This window comes from Methanoculleus receptaculi (assembly GCF_033472595.1).
Taxonomy (GTDB): Archaea; Halobacteriota; Methanomicrobia; order Methanomicrobiales; family Methanoculleaceae; genus Methanoculleus; species Methanoculleus receptaculi.
This window is the reverse complement of sequence record NZ_CP137642.1, coordinates 1,171,900-1,193,453: the sequence shown is the minus strand read 5'-3', so window position 1 is coordinate 1,193,453 and position 21,554 is coordinate 1,171,900. Positions and strand designations below refer to the sequence as shown.

The 21,554-nt window shown below is 59.0% G+C and carries 25 protein-coding genes and 1 tRNA gene; 20 read left to right on the top strand and 6 right to left on the bottom strand.

Annotated elements, in window-relative coordinates:
- Together R6Y96_RS06160 and R6Y96_RS06155 are read left to right on the top strand one after the other, a co-directional pair.
- Complete coding sequence (locus R6Y96_RS06160) at nt 1-1,302, top strand: phenylacetate--CoA ligase family protein (RefSeq protein WP_318622493.1); 1,302 nt, start codon at nt 1-3, stop codon at nt 1,300-1,302.
- Nucleotides 1,302-1,736 (top strand): ACT domain-containing protein, encoded by a 435-nt coding sequence (locus tag R6Y96_RS06155; protein WP_214022009.1) that lies wholly within the window; start codon nt 1,302-1,304, stop codon nt 1,734-1,736. Before R6Y96_RS06160 ends, R6Y96_RS06155 begins: the two co-directional genes overlap by 1 nt.
- Before the next feature lie 472 nt (nt 1,737-2,208).
- On the opposite strand, the gene R6Y96_RS06150 is transcribed toward R6Y96_RS06155, so the two are convergent.
- The 4 genes from R6Y96_RS06150 to hxlA are packed head-to-tail and all read right to left on the bottom strand — an operon-like array spanning nt 2,209 to nt 5,303.
- Complete coding sequence (locus R6Y96_RS06150) at nt 2,209-2,553, bottom strand: P-II family nitrogen regulator (protein WP_214022010.1); 345 nt, start codon at nt 2,551-2,553, stop codon at nt 2,209-2,211.
- Nucleotides 2,550-3,272, bottom strand: coding sequence for a DUF1538 domain-containing protein (locus tag R6Y96_RS06145; RefSeq protein ID WP_318620355.1), 723 nt, complete (start codon nt 3,270-3,272; stop codon nt 2,550-2,552). The genes R6Y96_RS06150 and R6Y96_RS06145 overlap by 4 nt, the downstream gene beginning before the upstream one ends.
- A gap of 5 nt (nt 3,273-3,277) precedes the next feature.
- Nucleotides 3,278-3,970, bottom strand: coding sequence for a DUF1538 domain-containing protein (locus R6Y96_RS06140; protein WP_318620354.1), 693 nt, complete (start codon nt 3,968-3,970; stop codon nt 3,278-3,280).
- Between the two features lie 43 nt (nt 3,971-4,013).
- On the bottom strand, nt 4,014-5,303 hold the full coding sequence (gene hxlA / locus R6Y96_RS06135) for a 3-hexulose-6-phosphate synthase (RefSeq protein ID WP_318620353.1): 1,290 nt from the start codon (nt 5,301-5,303) through the stop codon (nt 4,014-4,016).
- A 457-nt stretch (nt 5,304-5,760) separates the two neighbouring features.
- On the opposite strand from hxlA, the gene R6Y96_RS06130 reads away from it, so the two are divergent.
- The 16 genes from R6Y96_RS06130 to R6Y96_RS06055 all read left to right on the top strand — a co-directional run bounded on the left by R6Y96_RS06130 (nt 5,761) and on the right by R6Y96_RS06055 (nt 17,047).
- A complete protein-coding gene (locus tag R6Y96_RS06130; protein WP_318620352.1) occupies nt 5,761-6,075 on the top strand; it encodes a DUF2551 domain-containing protein in 315 nt (104 codons plus the stop codon).
- A 65-nt stretch (nt 6,076-6,140) separates the two neighbouring features.
- Nucleotides 6,141-6,410, top strand: coding sequence for a hypothetical protein (locus R6Y96_RS06125; protein WP_318620350.1), 270 nt, complete (start codon nt 6,141-6,143; stop codon nt 6,408-6,410).
- A 3-nt stretch (nt 6,411-6,413) separates the two neighbouring features.
- Complete coding sequence (locus R6Y96_RS06120) at nt 6,414-6,821, top strand: archease (protein ID WP_318620348.1); 408 nt, start codon at nt 6,414-6,416, stop codon at nt 6,819-6,821.
- A gap of 14 nt (nt 6,822-6,835) precedes the next feature.
- The gene (locus R6Y96_RS06115) at nt 6,836-8,272 is read left to right on the top strand and encodes an RtcB family protein (RefSeq protein WP_318620347.1); all 1,437 of its coding nucleotides are present in this window, start codon (nt 6,836-6,838) and stop codon (nt 8,270-8,272) included.
- A complete protein-coding gene (locus R6Y96_RS06110; protein WP_318620346.1) occupies nt 8,269-8,847 on the top strand; it encodes a hypothetical protein in 579 nt (192 codons plus the stop codon). Before R6Y96_RS06115 ends, R6Y96_RS06110 begins: the two co-directional genes overlap by 4 nt.
- 19 nt (nt 8,848-8,866) lie before the next feature.
- Nucleotides 8,867-9,301 carry a DUF2111 domain-containing protein gene (locus tag R6Y96_RS06105; RefSeq protein WP_318620345.1) on the top strand — a complete coding sequence of 145 codons (435 nt, stop codon included), beginning with the start codon at nt 8,867-8,869 and terminating at the stop codon, nt 9,299-9,301.
- A gap of 5 nt (nt 9,302-9,306) precedes the next feature.
- Entirely contained in the window at nt 9,307-10,287 is a 981-nt protein-coding gene (locus R6Y96_RS06100) for a biotin--[acetyl-CoA-carboxylase] ligase (protein WP_318622492.1), read from the top strand.
- A gap of 77 nt (nt 10,288-10,364) precedes the next feature.
- Nucleotides 10,365-10,865 carry a biotin transporter BioY gene (locus R6Y96_RS06095; protein WP_318620343.1) on the top strand — a complete coding sequence of 167 codons (501 nt, stop codon included), beginning with the start codon at nt 10,365-10,367 and terminating at the stop codon, nt 10,863-10,865.
- Nucleotides 10,862-11,533: an energy-coupling factor ABC transporter ATP-binding protein gene (locus tag R6Y96_RS06090; protein ID WP_318620342.1), complete on the top strand. Its 672-nt coding sequence runs from the start codon at nt 10,862-10,864 to the stop codon at nt 11,531-11,533. Before R6Y96_RS06095 ends, R6Y96_RS06090 begins: the two co-directional genes overlap by 4 nt.
- On the top strand, nt 11,530-12,228 hold the full coding sequence (locus tag R6Y96_RS06085) for an ABC transporter ATP-binding protein (protein ID WP_318620341.1): 699 nt from the start codon (nt 11,530-11,532) through the stop codon (nt 12,226-12,228). The genes R6Y96_RS06090 and R6Y96_RS06085 overlap by 4 nt, the downstream gene beginning before the upstream one ends.
- On the top strand, nt 12,210-12,860 hold the full coding sequence (locus R6Y96_RS06080) for a hypothetical protein (protein ID WP_318620339.1): 651 nt from the start codon (nt 12,210-12,212) through the stop codon (nt 12,858-12,860). Before R6Y96_RS06085 ends, R6Y96_RS06080 begins: the two co-directional genes overlap by 19 nt.
- A 56-nt stretch (nt 12,861-12,916) precedes the next feature.
- The gene (gene oadA, locus R6Y96_RS06075) at nt 12,917-14,677 is read left to right on the top strand and encodes a sodium-extruding oxaloacetate decarboxylase subunit alpha (RefSeq protein ID WP_318620337.1); all 1,761 of its coding nucleotides are present in this window, start codon (nt 12,917-12,919) and stop codon (nt 14,675-14,677) included.
- Nucleotides 14,678-14,691: 14 nt separating this feature from the next.
- Nucleotides 14,692-16,167, top strand: coding sequence for an acetyl-CoA carboxylase biotin carboxylase subunit (locus R6Y96_RS06070; RefSeq protein WP_318620335.1), 1,476 nt, complete (start codon nt 14,692-14,694; stop codon nt 16,165-16,167).
- Nucleotides 16,168-16,239: 72 nt separating this feature from the next.
- Nucleotides 16,240-16,350 (top strand) — tRNA-Met (locus R6Y96_RS06065).
- A gap of 63 nt (nt 16,351-16,413) precedes the next feature.
- Nucleotides 16,414-16,605 carry a hypothetical protein gene (locus tag R6Y96_RS06060; protein ID WP_318620333.1) on the top strand — a complete coding sequence of 64 codons (192 nt, stop codon included), beginning with the start codon at nt 16,414-16,416 and terminating at the stop codon, nt 16,603-16,605.
- A 133-nt stretch (nt 16,606-16,738) separates the two neighbouring features.
- A complete protein-coding gene (locus R6Y96_RS06055) occupies nt 16,739-17,047 on the top strand; it encodes a hypothetical protein (protein ID WP_318620332.1) in 309 nt (102 codons plus the stop codon).
- 2 nt (nt 17,048-17,049) lie between these two features.
- Here R6Y96_RS06055 and R6Y96_RS06050 read toward each other — a convergent pair whose 3' ends face one another.
- Both R6Y96_RS06050 and R6Y96_RS06045 read right to left on the bottom strand, forming a co-directional pair.
- A complete protein-coding gene (locus R6Y96_RS06050; RefSeq protein ID WP_318620331.1) occupies nt 17,050-17,745 on the bottom strand; it encodes a DUF4013 domain-containing protein in 696 nt (231 codons plus the stop codon).
- A gap of 160 nt (nt 17,746-17,905) precedes the next feature.
- Nucleotides 17,906-18,547, bottom strand: coding sequence for a DUF4013 domain-containing protein (locus R6Y96_RS06045; RefSeq protein WP_318620330.1), 642 nt, complete (start codon nt 18,545-18,547; stop codon nt 17,906-17,908).
- Nucleotides 18,548-19,219: 672 nt separating this feature from the next.
- Between R6Y96_RS06045 and R6Y96_RS06040 the strand changes: the two genes are divergently transcribed.
- Both R6Y96_RS06040 and R6Y96_RS06035 read left to right on the top strand, forming a co-directional pair.
- Nucleotides 19,220-20,074 carry a protein translocase subunit SecF gene (locus R6Y96_RS06040; protein ID WP_318620328.1) on the top strand — a complete coding sequence of 285 codons (855 nt, stop codon included), beginning with the start codon at nt 19,220-19,222 and terminating at the stop codon, nt 20,072-20,074.
- Nucleotides 20,071-21,531, top strand: a complete 1,461-nt coding sequence (locus R6Y96_RS06035; protein WP_318620326.1) for a preprotein translocase subunit SecD — start codon at nt 20,071-20,073, stop codon at nt 21,529-21,531. Before R6Y96_RS06040 ends, R6Y96_RS06035 begins: the two co-directional genes overlap by 4 nt.
- Nucleotides 21,532-21,554: the final 23 nt, after the last annotated feature.

Below are 21,554 nucleotides of genomic sequence, written 5' to 3'. Positions count from 1 at the left end.
ATGCCGCCCTGGAACCCCCGGATCGAGGAGATGCCGATTGATGAACTCCAGCGGCTCCAGTTCAAGCTCCTCAAATCCCAGGTATACCGGCTCTACAGTTTTAACGAGTTCTACCGGCGCAGGATGAAGGAGCACGACGTCCACCCCGACGATATAAAAAATCTTGAGGATCTCGCGAAACTTCCGTTTATGTACAAGTCAGACCTGCGCGACGGTTACCCGGATAAGATATTCGCCGTCGAGCGGAGCGAACTGGTCAGGTACCATGTCTCCTCCGGGACAACAGGAAAACCGACCGTCGTCGGGTATACAGAGCGCGACATCGCAAACTGGAGCGAGTCTCTCGCACGGGCGTTCTCCTCCTGTGGTCTTGGCCGGGGGGACGTTGTTCAGGTGAGTTACGGCTACGGGCTCTTCACCGGAGGGCTTGGTGCACACTACGGCGCCGAACGTCTCGGGGCAACGGTGCTCCCGACAAGCGTCGGGAACACCGAGCGCCAGGTGGAACTGATGCAGGATCTCCACGTCACCGCCATCGCCTGCACCCCCTCCTACCTCCTCCACATCGGTGAGGTGGCGGAGAAGATGGGCATCTCGATACGGGACGACACCGACCTCCAGATGGGTTTCCTGGGCGCCGAACCGTGGTCGGAGCAGATGCGAACGCGGATCCAGGACTGGCTCGGGATCCGTGCTTACGACATCTACGGGACGAGCGAACTCTCAGGCCCGATGTTCACGGAGTGCAGCGAGCAGCAGGGGATCCACATCTGGGGAGACCTGGCGCTCCTGGAGGTTGTTGACCCCGCGACCGGCGAGGTTCTTGAAGCCGGTGAGGAGGGGGAACTCACCGTCACGATGCTCCAGAAAGAGGCGCTCCCGATGGTCCGCTACCGGACGGGTGACCTTACAGTTATCGATACGGATCGCTGCGCCTGCGGCCGGACACACCCGCGTATCGGTCGGATACGCGGCAGGGTTGACGATATGCTGATCGTCCGGGGTATCAACGTATTCCCATCACAGGTGGAGCATACGCTGCTTGAGATACCCGAGGTCGGGAAGCATTTCCAGATCGTCGTCGATCGGAAGGGTGCGCTCGACTCGATGCTCGTGCGGGTGGAGGTGAGCGAGGAGGCATTCTCCGACAGGATCCCTGATCTCATGGTGATCAAGAGGAAGGTGGAGCACCGTCTCAAGAGTTCGCTCAACGTGAGCGTGGAGGTTGAACTGGTCGAACCGGGGACTCTTCCGCGGTTTGAGGGCAAATCCAGGAAAGTTATAGACAGGAGGTCATTGTAATGGAGAAGTCACCTTATATCATCAAACAGATCTCGGTCTTCTCGGAGAACCGGCCGGGACGGCTTGCAGCAATTGCTGCTGCGCTGCGCGATGCCAGGATTAACATCCTGGCGTTCAGCATAGCCGAGGCGGACGGGTTCGGTGTCGTTCGCGCGCTTGTAGACCGGCCGGACGATGCCTACCGAACGTTGACCGAACTCGGGTTCCGCGTCTCGTTCACCGATGTCATCGGGGTGAAGATGCGCGATGAGCCCGGAGGACTCTCGGAGATAGCCTCGGTGCTCGGGGATGCCGGGATCAACATAGAGTATGCCTATGCATACTCCGGTAAAGATGCGGCTGTTCTGATCCTTCGCGTGGACCAGGTCGAGGATGCCATCCAAAAGATACTGGACCACGGCGGAGAACTCCTGAGACTCCCCGGCCGTTCGTGAAGACACCCTGAAACGGACGAACCCGGGGTCGGCGGGTTAAGAGAGCCGGCGCATAAACCCACAAACTTTTTCCCGGGGATAATCCGTGACAGTTGGTGGTGGGAAGCCCTGTCCGGGAGGAAGAGATGATTTTTACAGCGAGGTCCTCACCGTGACACCGGATATGCACTCCCTTGGCAGTGTATCAAGGGGAAATCGCCCCGCCCCTCTCGCTCGCGTCTCACTGAAAACCTCTCTCGCCGGGACACCCGCCATCGCCCGGGGGCGGGGGCAGTGCGTGAGATATCGGGGATGGAAACGCGATTTCAATGGACCTTTTGTTAGGAGGCCGCTCCGTGACAGCCTGATCGCTGCCTCCACACCCAGGCGGTCGACCGTCTGCGGCGATTTGCAGATCCCCCTCAGGAATACATCGCGGGAGAGGTTCAGCATCAAACCAGGGTGCGGCCTGGAGTTACCGGTCCACCGGCCCCTACTCTGCCACCTCATTTTTGCGGAACATGTGAACCCTCCCTGCAACACGCCGGATAGGAAGGACGAATGCAAGGCCCATCCCCGGTTGATCCAGTTCTGCGGCGGCGATGATTGCATCGAGCACAGCGTCCGTCCGTTCGGCGGCGACGACTGTCAAGATCACCTCTTTCTCGGGCTCGATGGCGATCCCGAGAAGCGTCTTTCCCTCATGAATACCGGTTCCGCGGCCAAAGATGATGGTCGCTCCCTCAGCCCCGGCGCCGCGGGCCGCCTCGAGCACAGGCTCGGACCAGCCCCGTTTTACAACCGTGACGATCAGTTCATTACCATAATCATTGCTCATCTTGTTTCACCTTTTCTTCTCCTGTAGAAGATGCCGAGCATCAGCACCGAGAGGATTGGGGCAAGCGCTATCAGCGCTATCAGCCCGAACCCGTCCACGACAGGGTCTCGCCCCTCGATCCCGGCAGCAACCCCGACGGCAAGGGATAGGAGGAAAGTGACCGCCATCGGGCCGGTGGCGACACCTCCTGAATCAAACGCGATCCCGATAAAGTCCTCATCCGAGAAGTGGAGGAGGATGAGGGCCAGCACGTAGCCCGGGATGACGAAGCAGAGCAGCGAGATGCCGTAGACGAGACGGAGCATCCCGCACGCGACCGAGACGGCGACACCGAGAGATAGCGCGTAGAGGATGAGGGACTGCCGGATTGAACCGCTCGAGGCCTCCTCAACCTGGTAGCAGAGGACACGAACGGCGGGCTCGGCGTAGGTGGTGAGAAAACCCAGGAAAAACCCGAACGGGAGGAAGATCCACTGCTGCTCGAGCGTGGCGAGCGCCTCCCCGATCTCGTGCCCCGCGGGGATGAACGCAGCCCGGACGCCCTGGAGAAGGAGGATCATCCCTATAGCGGTAAACAGGATACCGCGTGTCAGGTTTACGATGTATCCGCGCGGGAGTTTGAGGTAGAAGAACTGGAAGCCCAGGAAGAAGACAAGCAGGGGGATCAACGCCTGTGCAACCTCAATGATGACTCCGTCAAGCCCTTCAAGCAGCGCCACTGCTATCAGAAGAAGATCACCCCCATCGACATGACGCCAAGTATTGGCCCGATCGAGGCCAGACCTATCAGCCCGAACCCGTCTGTGATCGGCGATCGGCCCGCAAGGACTCTGCTCACCCCGGCTCCGAGCGCCAGGATTACCGGCACCGTCAGCGGTCCGGTCGTGACCCCGCCTGCGTCGAAGGCGACGGCGAGGAACTCCGGTGGGGTTATGAGCGCAAGGAGGAGGACAAGACCGTATCCGGCGGCAAAGAGGTGGCCTATGGGCACCCCCGCAACTATCCGGAGAACGCCCACAGTGGCAAAGAACCCGACGCTGACACCGATGACTACTATCAGGGGGCCCTGAGCGATCCCGCCGCCGGAGACGGTATCCACCATATCGGTGAGGACACGAACGTCAGGTTCCGCCACCGTGGCAAAGAACCCGAAGAAGAAGACCGCGATGATGATCAGTGTAATCGATCCTCTGGCGGGCAGTTCTGAACCGATCGCTTCACCCATGGGCAGGATCCCTGACTTGACACCCGTGAGAAAGAGCGCGATCCCCAGGACCACCATGCCGCTGCCGAGCAGGAAGTGGAGGAGATCGGCAGGCGAGGCCTGGAGCACGAAGATCTCGAGGATGATGATGACGAGGACTATCGGGATGACTGCCTGCAGAACCTCGGCCAGTTCGTCTCTTAACTCCTGCATATCTGGATTACTTTCCCCGGGGAATCCCGGTTATTCCAGCATTTCAGCGTCGTTTCTCCCATTTCAGGAGTTCTGAGACCTCTGAGAGCGTCCGTCCGCGCCGGATCTCCTCCCGGATCCGCTCTTCAGTCTTCCGGACCTCCATCGCGCGCCGGCCGATCTCGTAGGCCCGCTCCCGCGGAACCACCACGACACCGCTCTCGTCGGCGACGATCCAGTCGCCGGGCCGGACCTCCTGACCGCAGCAGAGGATCTCGGTGTTGATCTCCCCAAGACCCAGAGGCTCCCCGGCGTTCGGGACGGTTGCTGTAGCAAAGACGGGGAAACCCATCTCGCGGATATCGTCGACGTCCCGCACGGCGCCGTCTATGACGATGCCTGCAAGACGCCGGTTCTTCGCAGAGTGGGTGGCAAGTTCGCCCCACGGTGAGATATCCTTTCGGCCGTCGTTACTGATGACCAGCACATCACCGGGTCTGGCGATGTCGATCGCCTCGACAGGTTTTGCCCAGTCTCCAGAAACTGTCCGGACGGTGACGGCGGGGCCGACAGCCCTGACCCTGCCGCAGATTGAGATTATGCCCGCCATCGCGCCCTTCCGGTGCATGGCGTCGGTGACGTTTGGCGCAGAGACTGCCTCAAAGAGCCGGCGGATGACAGCATCGGGGCTCTCCTTCTCCCGCGGCCGAATCTCGGGGTGGTCGATTGCCTCCCTGACCCGGCGGGTCGCTGCGGTCACGTCGGCGGCCTTGATGATGTTGCTGCCCACGATGACGATCGTGGCCCCGGCGGCAACCGCTGCGGACGCTGTCCCCGCATCCAGTCCCCCGGCAACGGCGATGGGGGCGTTCACCTCGCCGGTAAGGCGGTGGAGGAGGTCAAGTGATGATCTGCCGATCATCTGCTGATCGATACCGACGTGGGCGTTGATGTAGTCGACGCCGAGCCCCGCAACTTCACGGGCCCTGGCAAGGGGGTCGCTGACGTTGATGAGGTCGGCCATGAGCCGGACGCCGTACTTGCGGGCTGAACGGACAGCCTCTGCAATCACTGCGTCGTCAGCGTCAGCGAGGATGCAGACGATACCGGCGCCGGACTTTGCGGCCATCTCCACCTCGATCGCCCCGGTGTCGGCGATCTTCATGTCAGCGACAATCTCGTTGTTGGGGAAGCGTTCCCGGAGCGTCCGCACCGCCCGCATCCCCTCGCTCTTGATCAGGGGCGTCCCGACCTCGATCCAGTCCGCACCGCCCTGGACAGCCTCAGCCGCGATCTCTACCGCACGATCGAGGTCGAGGAGATCGAGCGCCACCTGGAGAGTAGGCGTTGCCATGCACTAGGGTATGGCAGGGATCTTATTTATTCAGCGATGGTGTTGTTGAGCGGCCAGAACACCTGCCGGGAGCGCAAAGGCGGGAAACTTCAGATCTGATTTGCCCGGGCTCTGAGAAAACCAGGGAAGGCGTTCATCCCTCCATGGCACGGCAGGCTTCGGGTCACAGCGGCATCATCTGGTTTTTTTGCAGCGCTATTTCGGAGGGATGCAAGAGATAAGGGGGAACTTTGTTCCACAGATTGGCAATTCCCGATCGGTAGATTGCCAGAAGTTGACTCCACTCAGCCGGTTCCCGGTGAGAAACCCCCGAAGATCTTATCCACCCCGGCCGGCACCGGCGTCATTAGAACGGATATGATCATGAATTGTCAGACAATTCTCGTCCAGGTGTCAGAATATCCGATAAATGAATAAAATGAAAAGATATATATAAAATACACAATTACAAACACATATGAGATCCCCGGCGGAGCTCAAAAAAGAGATAGAGGAGCGACTCAAAAGTTACCTCTCACGCGACCGGGATGGACTCCGGCATGAGGTGCTCGGTCTCTTCGTGAAGGTCCGGGTGCTCACCATACCACAGATCTACGAGACACTGCGCAAACGCTTTACAATCACCTACCACTCCATCGCATCCATGGTCGGCATAATTGCATCGCGGATAGGCATCCTGCACGTGAGACGAAACGTCGAGGGGACGAACTCTGTCTATGAACTGAAGGAGCAATACGTTGACCTGGTGGCAGGCGTCCTGGGGACTGCATAGCCCCCTCTGGAAACAGGAAAACCCATACCTCTTTTTACACAAAACACCAAGATAGGTGATCAATCATGCACAGCGACGTTGAGGAGCCAGGCCAGTCACAGGGCATATACATAACTGAGGATGTCCGGTCATACATCCTCCGAAGGAAACACGATTTCAGGGTGAGCACATCCTGTGGGGGACCCATCCTCCTGCCGGTATCTGTCAAACCGCCGAAAACAACCGACCTGCAGATCCCGGTTGGTGACTATACCGTCTACGTCTCCAAGTACCAGGCGCGCTACCTCGATTGTATCCACAGAGGTATGATCCCCATCTTTTACAATGATTACTAGATCATGAGTTTTGATGAGCTGGAGCACACCGCCGATCTCCGTCTGCGGGTGCGGGGCGCGACCCTGGAGGAGATCTTTGCCGAGGCGGGCAGGGCGATCTTCCAGGCGATGTATGGACGCTGCAAGGACAGGGGTGTCGAGCGAAGGATCGAACTCGAGGCGGAGAACCTCGAATCCCTGCTGTTTGACTACCTCTCGGAACTGCTCTTCATCACCGATGTTGAGAATCTCGTCTTCTGCACCTTTGATGTCCAGATCAAGGGCACCGGCCTCACCGCGGTTCTGGGGGGCGAGCCGTTCGATCCTGACCGTCACTCGGGCGGGACGCTCATCAAGGGTGTTTCCTACTCCGGGCTTGAGATCAGGAGAGAGGAAGAGGGTTATGTGGTTGAGATCATACTTGATGTCTGAGGGAGTTATTCCATATGCTTGCCGGAATCAATAGGGTTGGCGACCTCGAGTGGGAGATCCCGATCGGTTACGTCCCGGGCATGCGCGTCCCGGGACGTTTCTTCCTCTCGGAAGCGCTCGCCGAAACGCTTGAAGAGGGTGCGGTGCGACAGGTCGCAAACGTCGCGACGATGCCTGGAATCGTGAAGCACTCGCTTGCCATGCCTGACATCCACTGGGGATACGGGTTTCCCATAGGTGGGGTCGCCGCATTCGATATGACTGAAGGCGTCATATCCCCCGGCGGGGTCGGGTTTGATATCAACTGCGGTGTCCGTCTGATCACAACACCCCTGACCCGTGCTGACCTTGCCGGGAAGAGACGTGAACTGATCGAGAGGCTCTTTGCCGCAATACCTACAGGCGTCGGGGCAAAGAGCAGCCTGCGGATATCAAATAAGGATCTCACCAGGGTTATGGTCGATGGCGCGCGCTGGGCAGTCGAGCGCGGGTTCGGCACAGAGGCCGATCTCGCCCGCTGTGAAGCGGAGGGCGCGATGAGCGGGGCTGACCCCGACGCGGTCAGTTCGAAGGCACGCCAGCGCGGCGTGCCGCAACTCGGGACGCTCGGCGCGGGAAACCATTTCCTGGAGGTTCAGGCGGTGCGCGAGATTCTTGACCCTGCTGCAGCAGAGACCTTCGGGCTCAAAGAGGGACAGGTCTGTTTCATGGTTCACTGCGGTTCACGCGGGCTTGGCCACCAGGTTGCAACCGATCACCTCCGAAACCTCGAGGCGGCGCTCAGCAAATACCGCATACACCTCCCTGACCGCCAGCTTGCCTGCGCTCCAATCGACTCCCCTGAGGGGCGGGGCTACTACGGCGGGATGGTCTGCGCTGCAAACTATGCCTGGGCAAACCGGCAGGTGATCATGCACGAGGCCAGGAACGTATTTGCAAAACTGTTCGGGATCGAGTATGACGAGATGCAGCCTGTCTACGACGTCGCCCATAACGTCGCCAAGTTCGAGCGCCACGAGATCGATGGTAGACTTACAGAGGTCTGTGTCCACCGCAAGGGTGCAACACGCGCTTTCGGGCCGAAAACCCTGGAGATACCCCGGGAATACGCCGCGGTCGGCCAGCCTGTGATCATCCCCGGCAGCATGGGAACACCCTCCTACCTCCTCTGCGGCACAACGACCGCGATGCAGAAGACGTGGGGCAGCACCTGCCACGGCGCCGGCCGCGTGCTCAGCAGGTCGAAGGTGAAGAAGGAGGTTCTCGGGAGGGATGTCCGGGAACAACTGGCAGGGGAAGGGATCGTGGTACGTGCGCACAGCGATGCGGCCATCGCGGAGGAGGCGCCCCAGGCCTACAAACCAAGCCAGGAGGTTGTCCGTGTGGTGCACGAAGCAGGCCTCTCCGCGATCGTTGCCAGGCTGGAACCGCTGGGGGTGATCAAGGGATGACCTGCAGAGTCGGGCTGCTCTGGGATACACCTCTTGTCTTCTCGCGGCTGATCGAGGACTGCGGTGCATCCTGTGAGACGGTCACCCCGCACATGCTTGCAACACCGTTCTGGCGCGGCAGTTTTGCAGCGCTGATCGTGCCTACAGGGTTTGCGAATCCCGCATACTCAAAACTCCTGCCGGCTCTGCGGGCCTCAAGCGATCGGATTGAGCGTTTCGTCGAGAGAGGGGGGAGGATACTGGTCTTTGGTGCAGCATCTCCCCATCAGAACACCTACGACTGGCTACCCATCCCGGTGACGTATCTGCATTCCTACGGCCCCCGCGCCGTCCGGTTTACCGCTGATAGCCCTTACAACACCCTCCTCTCAGGCTACGATCTGGACGCTGTCGAGTGCGATGGAACGTTTCCATCACACGGCGGGAAGACTCTTGCCGCCACACCGGCCGGGGAGACCGTCCTGATCATGAAGGAGACCGGTGACGGTGTGATCCTGGTCACCAGCGTCCATGAATACCCATCACGAGAATTTTTGGCGAACTTCTCGTGCGCTGATAGGGAAACCTTATTTTAGATCAACCGTGATGAAGAGTATGGATACGGCCATGGATCAATACGTCATCTCCGCGTCTTCAGGTGCACGCGATCTCGCCCCGCTTGCGGCGTGCATCCACGAACTGCTCAACCGGCTGCCCGTCACGGCACGGTCACGTGATAATCCGGGCGTTCGTCTCGAAGAGGGGAGGGTTATCGACACCGCCTACACCGGCCCGGTTCTCGAGGCGGTGCTCGCCGGGAACGTCACAAAACGGGTCCGACCGGAGAGTGGGCCTTACAAGGGGACCCCGGTGGTGGTGGCACCGATAAAGGACGGGGAGGGCAGTGCCATCGCTGCAATCGGTATAGTTGACCTGACCGGGATCTTCGATCTGGCGGATTTCATGGAGCAGGCCTCGGCGATCCGGAGAGAGGTCTGCGGCGAGGATCCATGCCCGCTCCCGACCGAGTCACCTGCAGCGAAAAGGTAATGGACATGAACGAAACGGCAATCAGAGTCCTGAAGATTCTTGAAGAGTCGCCCGGCCCGATCTCGGGTGAAGAGATTGCAGAGCACCTGGGGATCAGTCAATCGGCTGTCTGGAAGCAGATACGCGAACTCCGGCGACTGGGATACCGTATATCATCATCACGGGCGGAAGGCTACCGCCTGGAGGCCAGGACCGATCAGCTTCTTCCATATGAACTCACCAAGAAACTGCGCACAAGGGTCATAGGCAGGCAGATCCGCCACTTTGATCGCACTGCCTCCACTGGCTGGGTTGCAAAAAGGCTTATTGCCGAGACTGATCCGGAGAAACTGCATGGTATGGTGATCATTGCAGAGGAGCAGACCGGTGGGGTGGGGAGGCTCGGGCGCGCCTGGGTCTCACCTGCCGGCGGGATCTGGGCCACCATAATCTTGAAACCGAGGATCCCGCTCGATCACCTCTTCATGATCACCATGGCCGGGTCGATCGCGATCGCCCGTGCCATCCGCAAGGAGTATGACCTCAGCGCACTCATCAAGTGGCCAAACGACATCTTCATCGGCGACAAGAAGGTCGCGGGCCTGCTCCTGGAGATCTCTGCTGAGGCCGACACGGTTCATTACGCCCTCCTGGGGATGGGGATAGACGCAAACGTCGCCCTGGATGAACTCTCGCCGCCGCTGAGGGAGACCGTGACGACTCTCGCGGCAGAGGTCGGTCACCCGGTTGATCGTGTCTCGCTCTTAGCCCGGATCCTGCGCGAGTTTGAGCTGCGCTACATGCAGCTCGATGACGGGGAGTACGAGTCCGTCATCCGCGAGTGGAAGAGCCTCTCCCTGACGCTCGATCGCCGGGTAGCCATCCGGACGGTCAACAAGACCTTCTCCGGCGAGGCTATAGATATCGATGAACACGGTGCCCTCATCATCAGAAAGGATAACGGAAAGATTGAGAGAGTAATAGCCGGGGACTGTTTCCAGATCTGATCATCCTCTCAACCATCTGTCTATTTTTTTGTTGACAGGATTTTTATTGCCATCCGTCTCATTATGGGAGGGTTGAGATGATCAGGCGGGCCAGGATTCTTGCCCTCAGTGGCACGTTTATCGCGTTGATCGCTGCGGGGAGCTGGCTCTCCATTCCGCTGCCGCCGGTCCCGCTCACCCTCCAGACCCTATTTGTGCTTCTTGCTGGCATCGTCATGAAACGCTGCGGCGTTATCCCGGTTACCCTCTACGTTCTGCTGGGCGCTGCCGGCCTCCCGGTCTTTCACAACGGCGCAGCGGGTCTCGGGATACTCCTTGGGCCTACCGGAGGGTTTCTGGTAGGTTTCATCCCGGCTGCTCTCATCACCGGAGTTGCCTACGAGCATAAATCCACGAAAATCCGTGTGTCAGGGCTGTTTGCGGCGACCGCAGTCACCTATGTCTTCGGTGTTGCGTGGCTCTCCTTCTCCGCCTCGCTCTCCATCCCTCAGGCGATCCTTCTCGGGGTTGCGCCGTTTATAGTCGGCGACGTGGTGAAGGCCGCGGCCGCATACACCATCGGGAAGCGGGTGGCATGATCCGTATAAACGATCTGAGGCACCGGGTGCTTGATATCCCGGATCTTATGCTGGACTCACGCCATATTGCCGTCATTGGGCCAAACGGCAGCGGAAAGACAACGTTGCTTGAGGTCTGCTCGGGGATCGATGAGCCCGGAACCGGGACGGTCCGGATCCTGGGGCGATCGCCATCATCGCTGAGGGTTGGCTGGGTCGGGGAGTTTCCTGACCGGACGCTGCTCTTCTCCCGGGTCTACGATGAGATCGCATCGACGCCAAGGTTCCGCCACCAACCCTGCCCGGAGACGGAGAGGATCGTCCGGGCGGCTGCGACACAGGTCGGCATCGGCCACCTCCTCGAAAAGAGGGTATCCACCCTCTCCGGCGGTGAGAAGGCCCTGGCCGCGCTGGCTGCGGCCTGTGCCGGCGAGCCCGAGGTTCTTCTCCTTGACGAGGCCGATTCTCACCTGGATGCCATGACAGCCGAACGCCTCAGGCAGGTGGTGCAGCAGAGCCCGGCCGCTCACATCCTCTGGTGCACTCAGTCGATGGATGCCGCGGCACTGGCAGACTGTGTCATTTTCATGGAAGGTGGCCGCGTCCGGTATAAGGGGACTCCGGAAGAGGTCTTTGAGGTCCTCAAGACAACCTGCTACTACCCGACAGTCTGGAGGCTCCGTGGATGAGGGTTGAAGTTGGAGAGGTGGTCTTTTCACGTGATGGGTTCTGCCTGCGTGCAAACGGCACCTTCGATGAGGGCGTCCACATTGTGAGCGGCCCGGTGGGGAGCGGGAAATCGACGCTTGCCATCCTGCTTGCGGGTCTCATCACCCCGGCCAGCGGCACCGTTCAACGGCAGGGCGTCAACTCGGTTCTGCTCCTGCTCCAGTTCCCTGAACACCAGATCACAGCGCCGACGGTTGAGCGGGAGGCTGCTTCCTGGGGACTCGCCCCGGATGAGGTGCTTGCGCTTGCAGACCTTGAAGAGCGGGCGGACGAGGATCCATTTCACCTCAGCCGCGGTGAACTGAAACGGCTAACCCTGGCCTGTGCGTTCATCAGGGATCCCGACCTGCTGCTGCTCGACGAACCGTTCAGTTCGCTGGACTGCGAGAGAAAGAGATGGGTCTGCAGCATGATCGAGGAGCGCTGGTCCGGGATAACGGTCATCTTCTCGCACGAACAATCGGTTCTCCCGCGGGTGGATGCCATCTGGGAGATGGAGGATGGCGCCCTGATCGAACGCGGGAGCGTTCCCGGGGCCATCCCCTCGTGGCGGCACGCCCCGGCATACCTTGCCTGCGCCCTGGAGAGAGGTGCGCGGCCGGAGAACATCAGGCTCGCCGATGCACGTGAGGCGTTATGCAGGATCCGCGACTGAGGTTTTTTTCTCTCACCGTCCTCTCGCTTGGCTCATTCTTGAGCGTCTGGGGGGCGTTTGGCGCTTTTATATGGTGGCTGGCTGCGACACCGCGCACAGACGCCCTGCCGCGGCCCCGCGTCCTCCTCCCCCTCTTTGCCATGATCGGCCTGACAGCGCTCGTCTCTGCATGGGGTGGCGGCGACGGACTCTCCTACTTCACCAGGATGAGTATGATCCTCCTTATTGCGGCATGGGCTTATTCCGCGACGGAGGAGGGCGAGGCGCTTGCCGTCTCGGTCTGGGCGTTCGGGACCCGTACAGGATTTGATATTGGGCTCATCGCCGAGATGGGGCTTGCCGGTCTTGGGGTTATCCGGGAGGAGATCGAGCAGGTGGCGGTTGCCATGAGGTTGAAGGGGATCCGGCCCGGTCTACGCTCTATTGTGCCGCTCACACTCATTCTTGTCATCACGGAGATCCGGCGGGCCGACGAGATTGCGCGGCTGCTCACCATCAGGGGCTACACGGCGGGCGGAGTAATCTGTCCGCGTTTCCAGACGAGTTTAAACGAGATTCTGGCATCGGTATCCGCGTTTTTACTCAGCCTCTTGCCTGCCCTTCTCATTCGCGACGTTTTTATATTATTATGATGAACTTTTGAAAGGCTTTATTGATATTTTCTCAGCCCTTCGAGGTGTATTATTCGATGTGTGCTGCCAGTTTAGGTCCACTCAATATCACAGATACCACGCTCAGGGACGCCCATCAGTCGCTCATTGCCACCCGTCTGCGGACGGAGGATATGATCCCGCTTGCCCGTGCCATCGATGATGTGGGGTTCTTCTCTGTCGAGGCCTGGGGCGGGGCGACCTTTGATACCTGCATCAGGTTTCTCAATGATGACCCCTGGGAGCGCCTGCGAGCGCTGAAGGCCGAACTGAAGCGCACCCCAATCCAGATGCTCCTGCGCGGCCAGAACCTCGTGGGCTATCGACACTATCCTGATGATGTGGTGGAGAAGTTTGTTGAAGCGGCGGCGCGAAACGGGGTCGATATATTTCGGGTGTTTGATGCACTGAACGATATCCGGAATATGAAGAAAGCAATGGAGGAGGTCAGGAACGTCGGGGCGCATCTCCAGGGTGCGATATCATACACGACAAGCCCTGTTCACTCCGTTGAGGGCTTCATCGGTATGGCAGAGGAACTCTACTCGCTTGGCTGTGATTCGATCTGCATCAAGGATATGGCCGGCCTGATCATGCCGCACGATGCCCGTGACCTGATCACCGGGATCAAGGGTGTGGCGGATGTCAGGGTCTGTCTTCACTCGCACTGCACGAGCGGTGTTGCTCCGATGAGTTACCAGGCGGCGATCGATGCCGGCGTGGATATCCTTGATACAGCGATGTCGCCGTTTGCTCTTGGCACCTCGCAGCCTCCGACGGAGAGCGTCATCGCAAGCGTTGCGGGAACATCACGCGATACAGGTATCGACCTCTTCAAACTGCGGAAAGTCCGCAACATCTGCCGCGAGATACGTGGGAAATATGAACCGCTCTTAAACCCCATCTCCGAACGGGTCGACTCGGATGTTCTGATCTACCAGCTCCCGGGCGGGATGATATCAAACCTGGTCTCGCAGCTCAAGGAGCAGGACGCGCTCGACCGCCTGGATGAGGTGCTCCGCGAGATCCCAAAGGTGAGGGAGGATCTCGGCTACCCGCCGCTTGTGACACCGACAAGCCAGATTGTGGGCACCCAGGCGGTCTTCAACGTCCTCATGGGCGGGGAGCGCTACCAGAATGTGACCCGTGAGGTGAAGGACTATGTTCTCGGGTTCTACGGCCGCCCACCGGCCCCGATCAGCCCGGAGATCAGGAGGCGGATCATAGGTGATGAGGACCCGATAACCGTTCGCCCGGCGGATCTGCTTGAACCGATCTATGAGAAGATGAAGAAGGAGGCGATGGAACAGGGTCTGATCTCCATGGAGGAGGATGTTCTTACCTACATCCTCTATCCGAACATCGCTCCTTCGTTCCTCCGGGGCGAGTGCAAGCAGGAGATTATCCCTGACAAGGTGCCGCAGGCTGCGCCGATGGGGATTGCGGGGATCCCGCACTCCATGGAGGTCGAGGTGGACGGTGAGATCTTCTCTGTCCGGATAATGACCGTGGATGGAGGTGCGGTCGAGCCTCTGGCTGCAGGAGCGGCGCAGCCGGTAAGGGGGGCACCACCCCGCGGGGATCTCCCTGGCGCTGTCAAGAGCAACATGCAGGGGATGGTCCTTAAGGTTATGGTCGAGCGGGGGGGCACCGTCCGGAAGGGTGATACACTCATAGTTCTCGAGGCTATGAAGATGGAGAACCCCATCCCCAGCCCTCGCGACGGAAGGGTCACGGAGATCTTTGTGAATGTGGGGGACGTTGTGCAGAACGGCGATGTTTTGATGATCATTGAGTGAGGGCTGTTTGCGCGATGACTTACTTTGACAAGATCCTTATCGCCAACCGTGGCGAGATCGCCATCCGGGTCATGCGTGCCTGCAGGGAGCTTGGCATCGAGACGGTTGCGATCTATTCTGAGCCCGACAGGAATGCGCTTCACGTCCAGTACGCTGATGAGGCGTTCTGTGTCGGGGAGGCGCACCCTTCGAAGAGTTACCTGAACAAGGAGCGGATCTGCGACGTGGCGAAGAAGAGCGGGGCGGAGGCGATCCACCCCGGCTATGGGTTCCTCGCCGAGAACGCCGGGTTTGCAAAACTGGTCGAGGAAGAGGGTCTGACTTTCATCGGCCCGTCCTGGAAGACGATCGAGATCCTGGGCTCAAAGATCGAGTCGAAACGGATGATGCGGGAGGCCGGCGTCCCTGTTCTTCCAGGCACCCCGGAGGGTGTCACCAGCATCGATGAGGCGAGGAAGGTCGCAGCCGAGATCGGCTACCCGGTGATCGTGAAGGCGAGCGCTGGCGGCGGCGGTATCGGCATGCATATCGTCGAGAACGATGACCAGCTCGAGGAGGCGATCGAGAAGGGGAGGAGGATCGCAGAGTCTACGTTTGGCGACCCTACCATCTTTGTGGAGAAGTACCTCGAAAAGCCGCGCCATCTGGAGATCCAGATCCTTGCTGATGGGGCGGGGCACATCGTCCACCTCTACGACCGCGAGTGCTCAATCCAGCGCCGGCACCAGAAACTGCTTGAGGAGGCGCCATCTCCGATCATGACTCCAGAACTGCGGGAACGGATGGCGGAGTCGGCCATCACCGCGGCGAAGACGGCAAACTACAAGAACGCCGGAACGGTGGAGTTCCTCTACTCGAACGGGGACTACTACTTCATGGAGGTGAACACCAGGCTGCAGGTGGAGCATACCGTGACGGAGTTTATCACCGGGATCGATCTGGTGAAGCAGCAGATCGCGATCGCGGCAGGTTATGACCTGGCAATGGACCAGGAGGATATAAGCATGCGGGGGCACGCGATCGAGTGCCGGATCAATGCGGAGGACCCGCTGAACAACTTTGCCGCTGATCCGGGAAAGATCGTCCGCTACCGATCTCCTGGTGGGCCCGGGATACGGGTCGACTCCGGCATTCACATGGGGTATACCATTCCAGCACACTATGACTCGATGATCGCCAAACTCTGTGCCTGGGGCATGAACCGCGAGGAGGCTATCCAGCGGATGCGCCGGGCGATCTCCGAGTATGTCATCATCGGCGTGAAGACGACGCTCCCTCTTCACTACGCGATCATGCAAAACCCTTACTTTATCGCAGGCGAGACCCACACCCACTTCCTGCAGGAGGGGCATATTGCCGCGAGTCTGCGCCGTTACATCCGCGAGGAGGAGGCGCGTATGCAGACGCTGGCCGCATCTCTGCGCCAGGGAAAGCAGGTCGCAGCAATCACGGCGGCGATCGATGTCTACATCCAGAGAAACGCGAGATAACCCTCTATCCAATTTTTCGGTCAGGCATAAGGTTTATTTGTCAATACAGCATTGTTATACTGCACTTTGTGTGCTGCGGTGGCCTAGCTGGTTAGGGCGCCAGACTCATAGGGTTTTGTGAAGAAACGGTGCGTCCAGACCTGGGACATCTGGAGATCGTGGGTTCGGATCCCACCCGCAGCATCTATTATTCAGGTTCAGATCTGTCAGCAAACGCGTTTATACCTTCATTCCGACCTCCCTTGCATGGGAGCGTTCACAGCACCAACCCAAACTGACAGAGAGTTCCATCCTGTCGATAAAACCTATGCCACTACAGCCGTCCGAAAAGCATTGGCCACGGGCCTCATCACCGAGTTAGTGACGGAACTGGAGCCGTACGAAAAGGAGACCCTGCAGGAGGAGGTGAAGGGCGTTGCCAGCGGGGAGATGGCGTGAACACGGACCCCCACTTTTAGACCCCAAACACCGCATGATTTAGGGATTATACTCTTCAAATCATCCTCATTTTTCCAATCCCGCCTCTCAAATCGCAAGATCTATAGACTTATAATCCCTGATATTATATCATATGGAAGACTGGGTTCGTGCCTGGCTGGAGGAACGGCGAAGTCAGGGTGAGACGTGCCTGGAGATCAAATACATCCAGAACAAACCCTACGTCTATCGCTCATCGAGTGTCTACGACAGGACCACCAAATCGCCGAAGAAGGTGGGCACGTATCCTGGCCGGCTCACAAAAGAACCTGGTCTCATCCCGAAAGGATCGCGTGGTAGCCGTCCCCTCCCTTCTTTCAGGACGGTCAGGGGGTATGGGAACGCCGCCCTCATGAGAGAGGAGTTCACTGACCTGTTACAAAAATGCAGGGTTGTGGTATGATCTTACGCCTGCGCAGGGGCTTCCTCGTAGACCAGGGCCAGGTAGCGGGCGGCAAAGAGGGCAAATGCGGCGTTCAGGAGTAGGACGATGATCCAGCCCACGAAGGGTATCGGACCCAGGGCGCCGGCCACGATCCCGTAGATGAACGAGAGGACCAGAAGCACCACGATCGCGATGATCCATGCTCCCCAGCCAAGGCCACCGATCTGTGAGAAGATCGCACCCGCGTTGAAGGCCTCACCCATACGGCCGGTGCGGGCAAACCGCAGGATGGCAAACAGTGCGACGAAAGCCGTGATGATCGCGACGATTCCAGCAAGAAGGATGCCTGCAAGGATACTGACCAGCGCAGCACCAGTTAGCACCACATCGCCGCCGACCGCCGCGCTGGCAAGCATACCGACCGCACCAAGCCCGCCAAAGAGCAGGAAGACCAGGACCGCCGGGATGATGTAGACGAGGATGATTATGTTCAACTTCCAGCCGTCGACGAAGAGTCTGCCCCAGTTGTCGACCTCCGGGGCGGGCGTCTTCCCCGAGAGAACCCGCACCAGGTAACCGCTGAGGAGCGGCACCAGCGAGAGCGTCAGCGCCTGGAGGAACGAGAGGACGGCAAGCAGGATCCACCGCGTCCACTCTCCTGTCAGGGCATCCCTGGTATAATCAAATGACCTGGAGATAAGAGCACCGTAATCCATGGGTGATAACACCTACCTCCGGTTGTCGATACCGGGACATAATGACACCGTTATGTTTTTCCAGCGGGTGAAACCCGGGTATTCAGGAGGAGGATCGATCGCGGCCGGTGGTCTCTGATCCGTTCCCGCCCTGGATAAAATGGAATGGGGAGGTGAGGTTTTACGCCGGTTCCGGGGCGCTTTCGTAGATCAGCGTCACGTAGCGTGCAACAAAGATGATCCAGGGAGGGTAGAGGAAGAGCAGAATCAGCCAGCCGATGATCGGGACAATTGCCAGCACACCGACGATGAAACCATAGATGAGCGCGACAACCCAGAGGATGATGAGCGCCAGGATGTAACTCCCCCAGCCGATCTTTCCGATATGCTCCAGGATGGCGCCGAAGGCAAACGCCTGCCCCATGCTGTTCTTCCGTGCAAACCGGATGATACCGATCATATAGATCAGTGAAACCAGGATCGCGACGATGATCATGACCAGCAGCCCGATACCAATCGTGCCGATGGCGGTCGCAGGGTCGCCGGCCATCACCGCGGGCACTCCAAAGATGAGCGCGACGATAAAAACCGGTATGCTGTATATGATACCGATGATGATGAGTTTCAGGCCGTCGATGAAGGTCTTCACCCAGTTTCCTACATCAGGGGCCGGTTTAGCACCGCTGTAGATCCTGACCATATACCCTATGATCAGCGGGAATATGATCGTGCTGATGACAAGCAGGATCCACCGGACCCATTTGCCCCAGACGGCATCTTTTGTGTAGCTGAACGAATCGCTCAGCATCTTACCATAGTCCATAAGTAAATCTCCGACGCTTTAGGTTAGGCATATATTGCATATATTGCTTACCACAAACACCCCATCAAATCACGAGGCCATCGATCCAATGCCTTCACTGGTTTGATGACAACTTTCAGCGACCACGCAAGACCCCTCCCCCATCCCCCTCACTCTGCATAATTTGAATCCTCCACCTCATCTCCCACCCTCTCATAGAGACGATACCTCGAACCTTGAGATCAAATTGTGGCAGAACCCGGAAGACTGAAGACATCTCCCGCTCTTCATGTCCCCCCATATTTCGGGGGGAATCCTCCATAGATACGGCGTCCGGGGGGTGGGCAGTCTCTTTGCGGTCTCGTTTAACACTCTCTGAGATCCGGTCTCTGTCCCCGTGCACGGCTATCCAGGGACCGAAAACGGGAATTTTTGGAGGGGTTCACAGATAACGGGACGTTAGGAGAATCGCTTCTCCCGCATCTCCCGGTAAACATCCCTCATCGACCCCCTGCTTGTCCAATCTCTCGGGAATGGCGTCTTACAAAAAACCGGCCAACCCGGATCCAGATATGCAGGGAGTCTGCAACGCTGCCCCCTGGAATCGGGAAAATACTTGATCGATAGCCCATGGCTCCAACGACCGACAGAGCAACACTCTTTATCATTTCACAGTTCTTACACTGATATAGTATGGAATTTGCCAGATACGACGTCAACAGATACTCCCCGCGGCAGATGGTGGCGCTGCCCCTGGTTATCCTCCTCCTGGCGCTGGCGGTGCTCGGTTATACCACCTTAACCACAGGTCTGCCCGTAACGCCGGGTATCGACTTTGCGGGAGGGACAGCAGTCACCGTCTTTACATCCGAGAGCAAAGAGACTATAGAGGCTGTCTTCGCCGGCTATCCTCTGCTGTCTGTGGGTGAGGGGATCGGCGGCGGGAGGTACATCCGGTTCGGGCCAATGGATGATGCAGATTTCCAGAGCCTGGTGGCGCTCATAAATGAGCGCTATCCAGATGCTAAGATCGACCAGATAGGCGAGACGTTTGGGAAGGCGCTTCAGGGTCAGGCCTTCCTTGCCCTCCTCTTCTCGTTCATCGGTATGGCCATCGTCGTCCTGATCGCGTTCCGAAACCTTGTGCCAGCAGGGGCGGTCGTCCTCTCGGCCTTCGCCGACATAGCCATCAGCGCGGCAGTCATGCAGGTCATAGGGATTCCGCTCTCCCTCGGGACGACCGCCGCGCTACTGATGCTGATCGGCTACTCCGTCGACAGTGATATCCTGCTGACCACACGACTATTGAAGCGCAAGGGGAAACTCGATGAGAAACTTGCCGGCGCGTTCAGGACGGGGATCATCATGACGACGACAACCCTTGCGGCCATCGCCGCGATGTGGGTCGTCGCAACGGTCGGGCAGATCCAGATCATCACCGAGATAGCAAGCGTCCTCCTGATAGGTCTGGTGGTCGACCTGATGAACACCTGGATGCTGAACGCCGGGATCCTCAAGGGCTACGTTCTCCGGGGGGATAAGAGATGAATACCGAAACCATCAAGAAACTACTCAAAGACTGGCGGGTCGCTCTGCTGCTCCTGCTGGTCATCGGCTCCCTTGTGGGTATCTACCTTGTTCCTCCCAACCCGGAGAAGGGGCTTGAAGGGAACCTCCAGTTCGGTCTTGACCTTGAGGGTGGCTCGTGGCTGCAACTGGAGTTCCAGTCGGTGGTCGTGGGCTACTCGACGACGGGATCGGTTGATGACCTCGTGGCAAACCTTCGGACGGCCCTTGATACGGAGGTCATACGTATAGATGAGAACCATCTCGAGATCCGCAAGGACGTCCAGCGTGGTGACCTTGAACCGATCTTTGTCGGATCGGGAGCCTCGATCGTCACCTATCAGAAGGGTGTATCCGCCTACACCGCGGACGAGGTTAAGCGGATCCTCAACGAGAAGGTGAACGCTCTCGGGATGCAGGACGCCAGGATCAACCTGCTCACCCCGACAGGAAGTGAGTTCCCCCAGTATGTGCGGATAGAACTCGCCGGCGTGGACATGGCGACCGCCCAGGATATCGTCGCCCAGCAGGGTGTCTTCGAGATCAGGATCCAGACCGCTGGAAACGAGACCGAGCACGTCCTCTACGGCGACCAGATAACAAGTGTCAGCGTGCCGCAGAAGGATCCATACAGCCAGGAATGGGGTGTCGGGTTTACGCTCTCCGATGCCGGAGCGGAAGCGTTCCGGGATGCCGCCCTCAGGTACGGCGCTGTGGACAACCCCTCGGCCCACCATCTCATAATGCTCCTTGACAACAAGACCGTCTACAGCGCGCCCCTTGCCGGAAACCTTGTGAGCGAACTCCGGTCAGGTCCGGTCAGGTCGCTCTCGGCCACCACCGGCACCGGCGATGCGGGGCTTGATGCGGCGATGACGCTTGAGATCCACCTGCGGGCAGGCGCCCTCCCGGTCAAGGTGGATATAGTCGGTTCGGGTTCGGTGCCTGCGGCGCTCGGAGAGCAGTTCAAGACGACGATTGTCATTGCCGGGCTGCTTGCGCTGCTGACAGTCGGGCTCGTTATCTATTACCGATACCGTGAAGCCGCGATCGTGCTCCCCATGGTTGCGATCAACCTCTCGGAGATCATCATCCTGCTCGGGATCGCGCGGTTTGCAATCCAGCTCGACCTTGCCACCATCGCCGGGCTGATAGCGGTGATGGGTACCGGGATCGACCAGCTCGTCATCATTACGGACGAGGTGCTCCACGAGGGCCGGGTCCCATCGCCAAGCCTCTACCTGAAGCGTTATGGGCGGGCGCTCGGGATCATCGCCCTTTCTGCTGCAACGGTTGTAATAGCCATGCTGCCGCTGGCGCTGATGGATCTCTCCACCCTCCGGGGGTTTGCCATCATCACCATACTCGGTGTCCTGGTCGGCATCCTTGTCACCCGACCCGCCTATGGAAAGATAGTTATGGCAATCCTCTCAAGATAACAACCCTACAAAACCTTTATTGC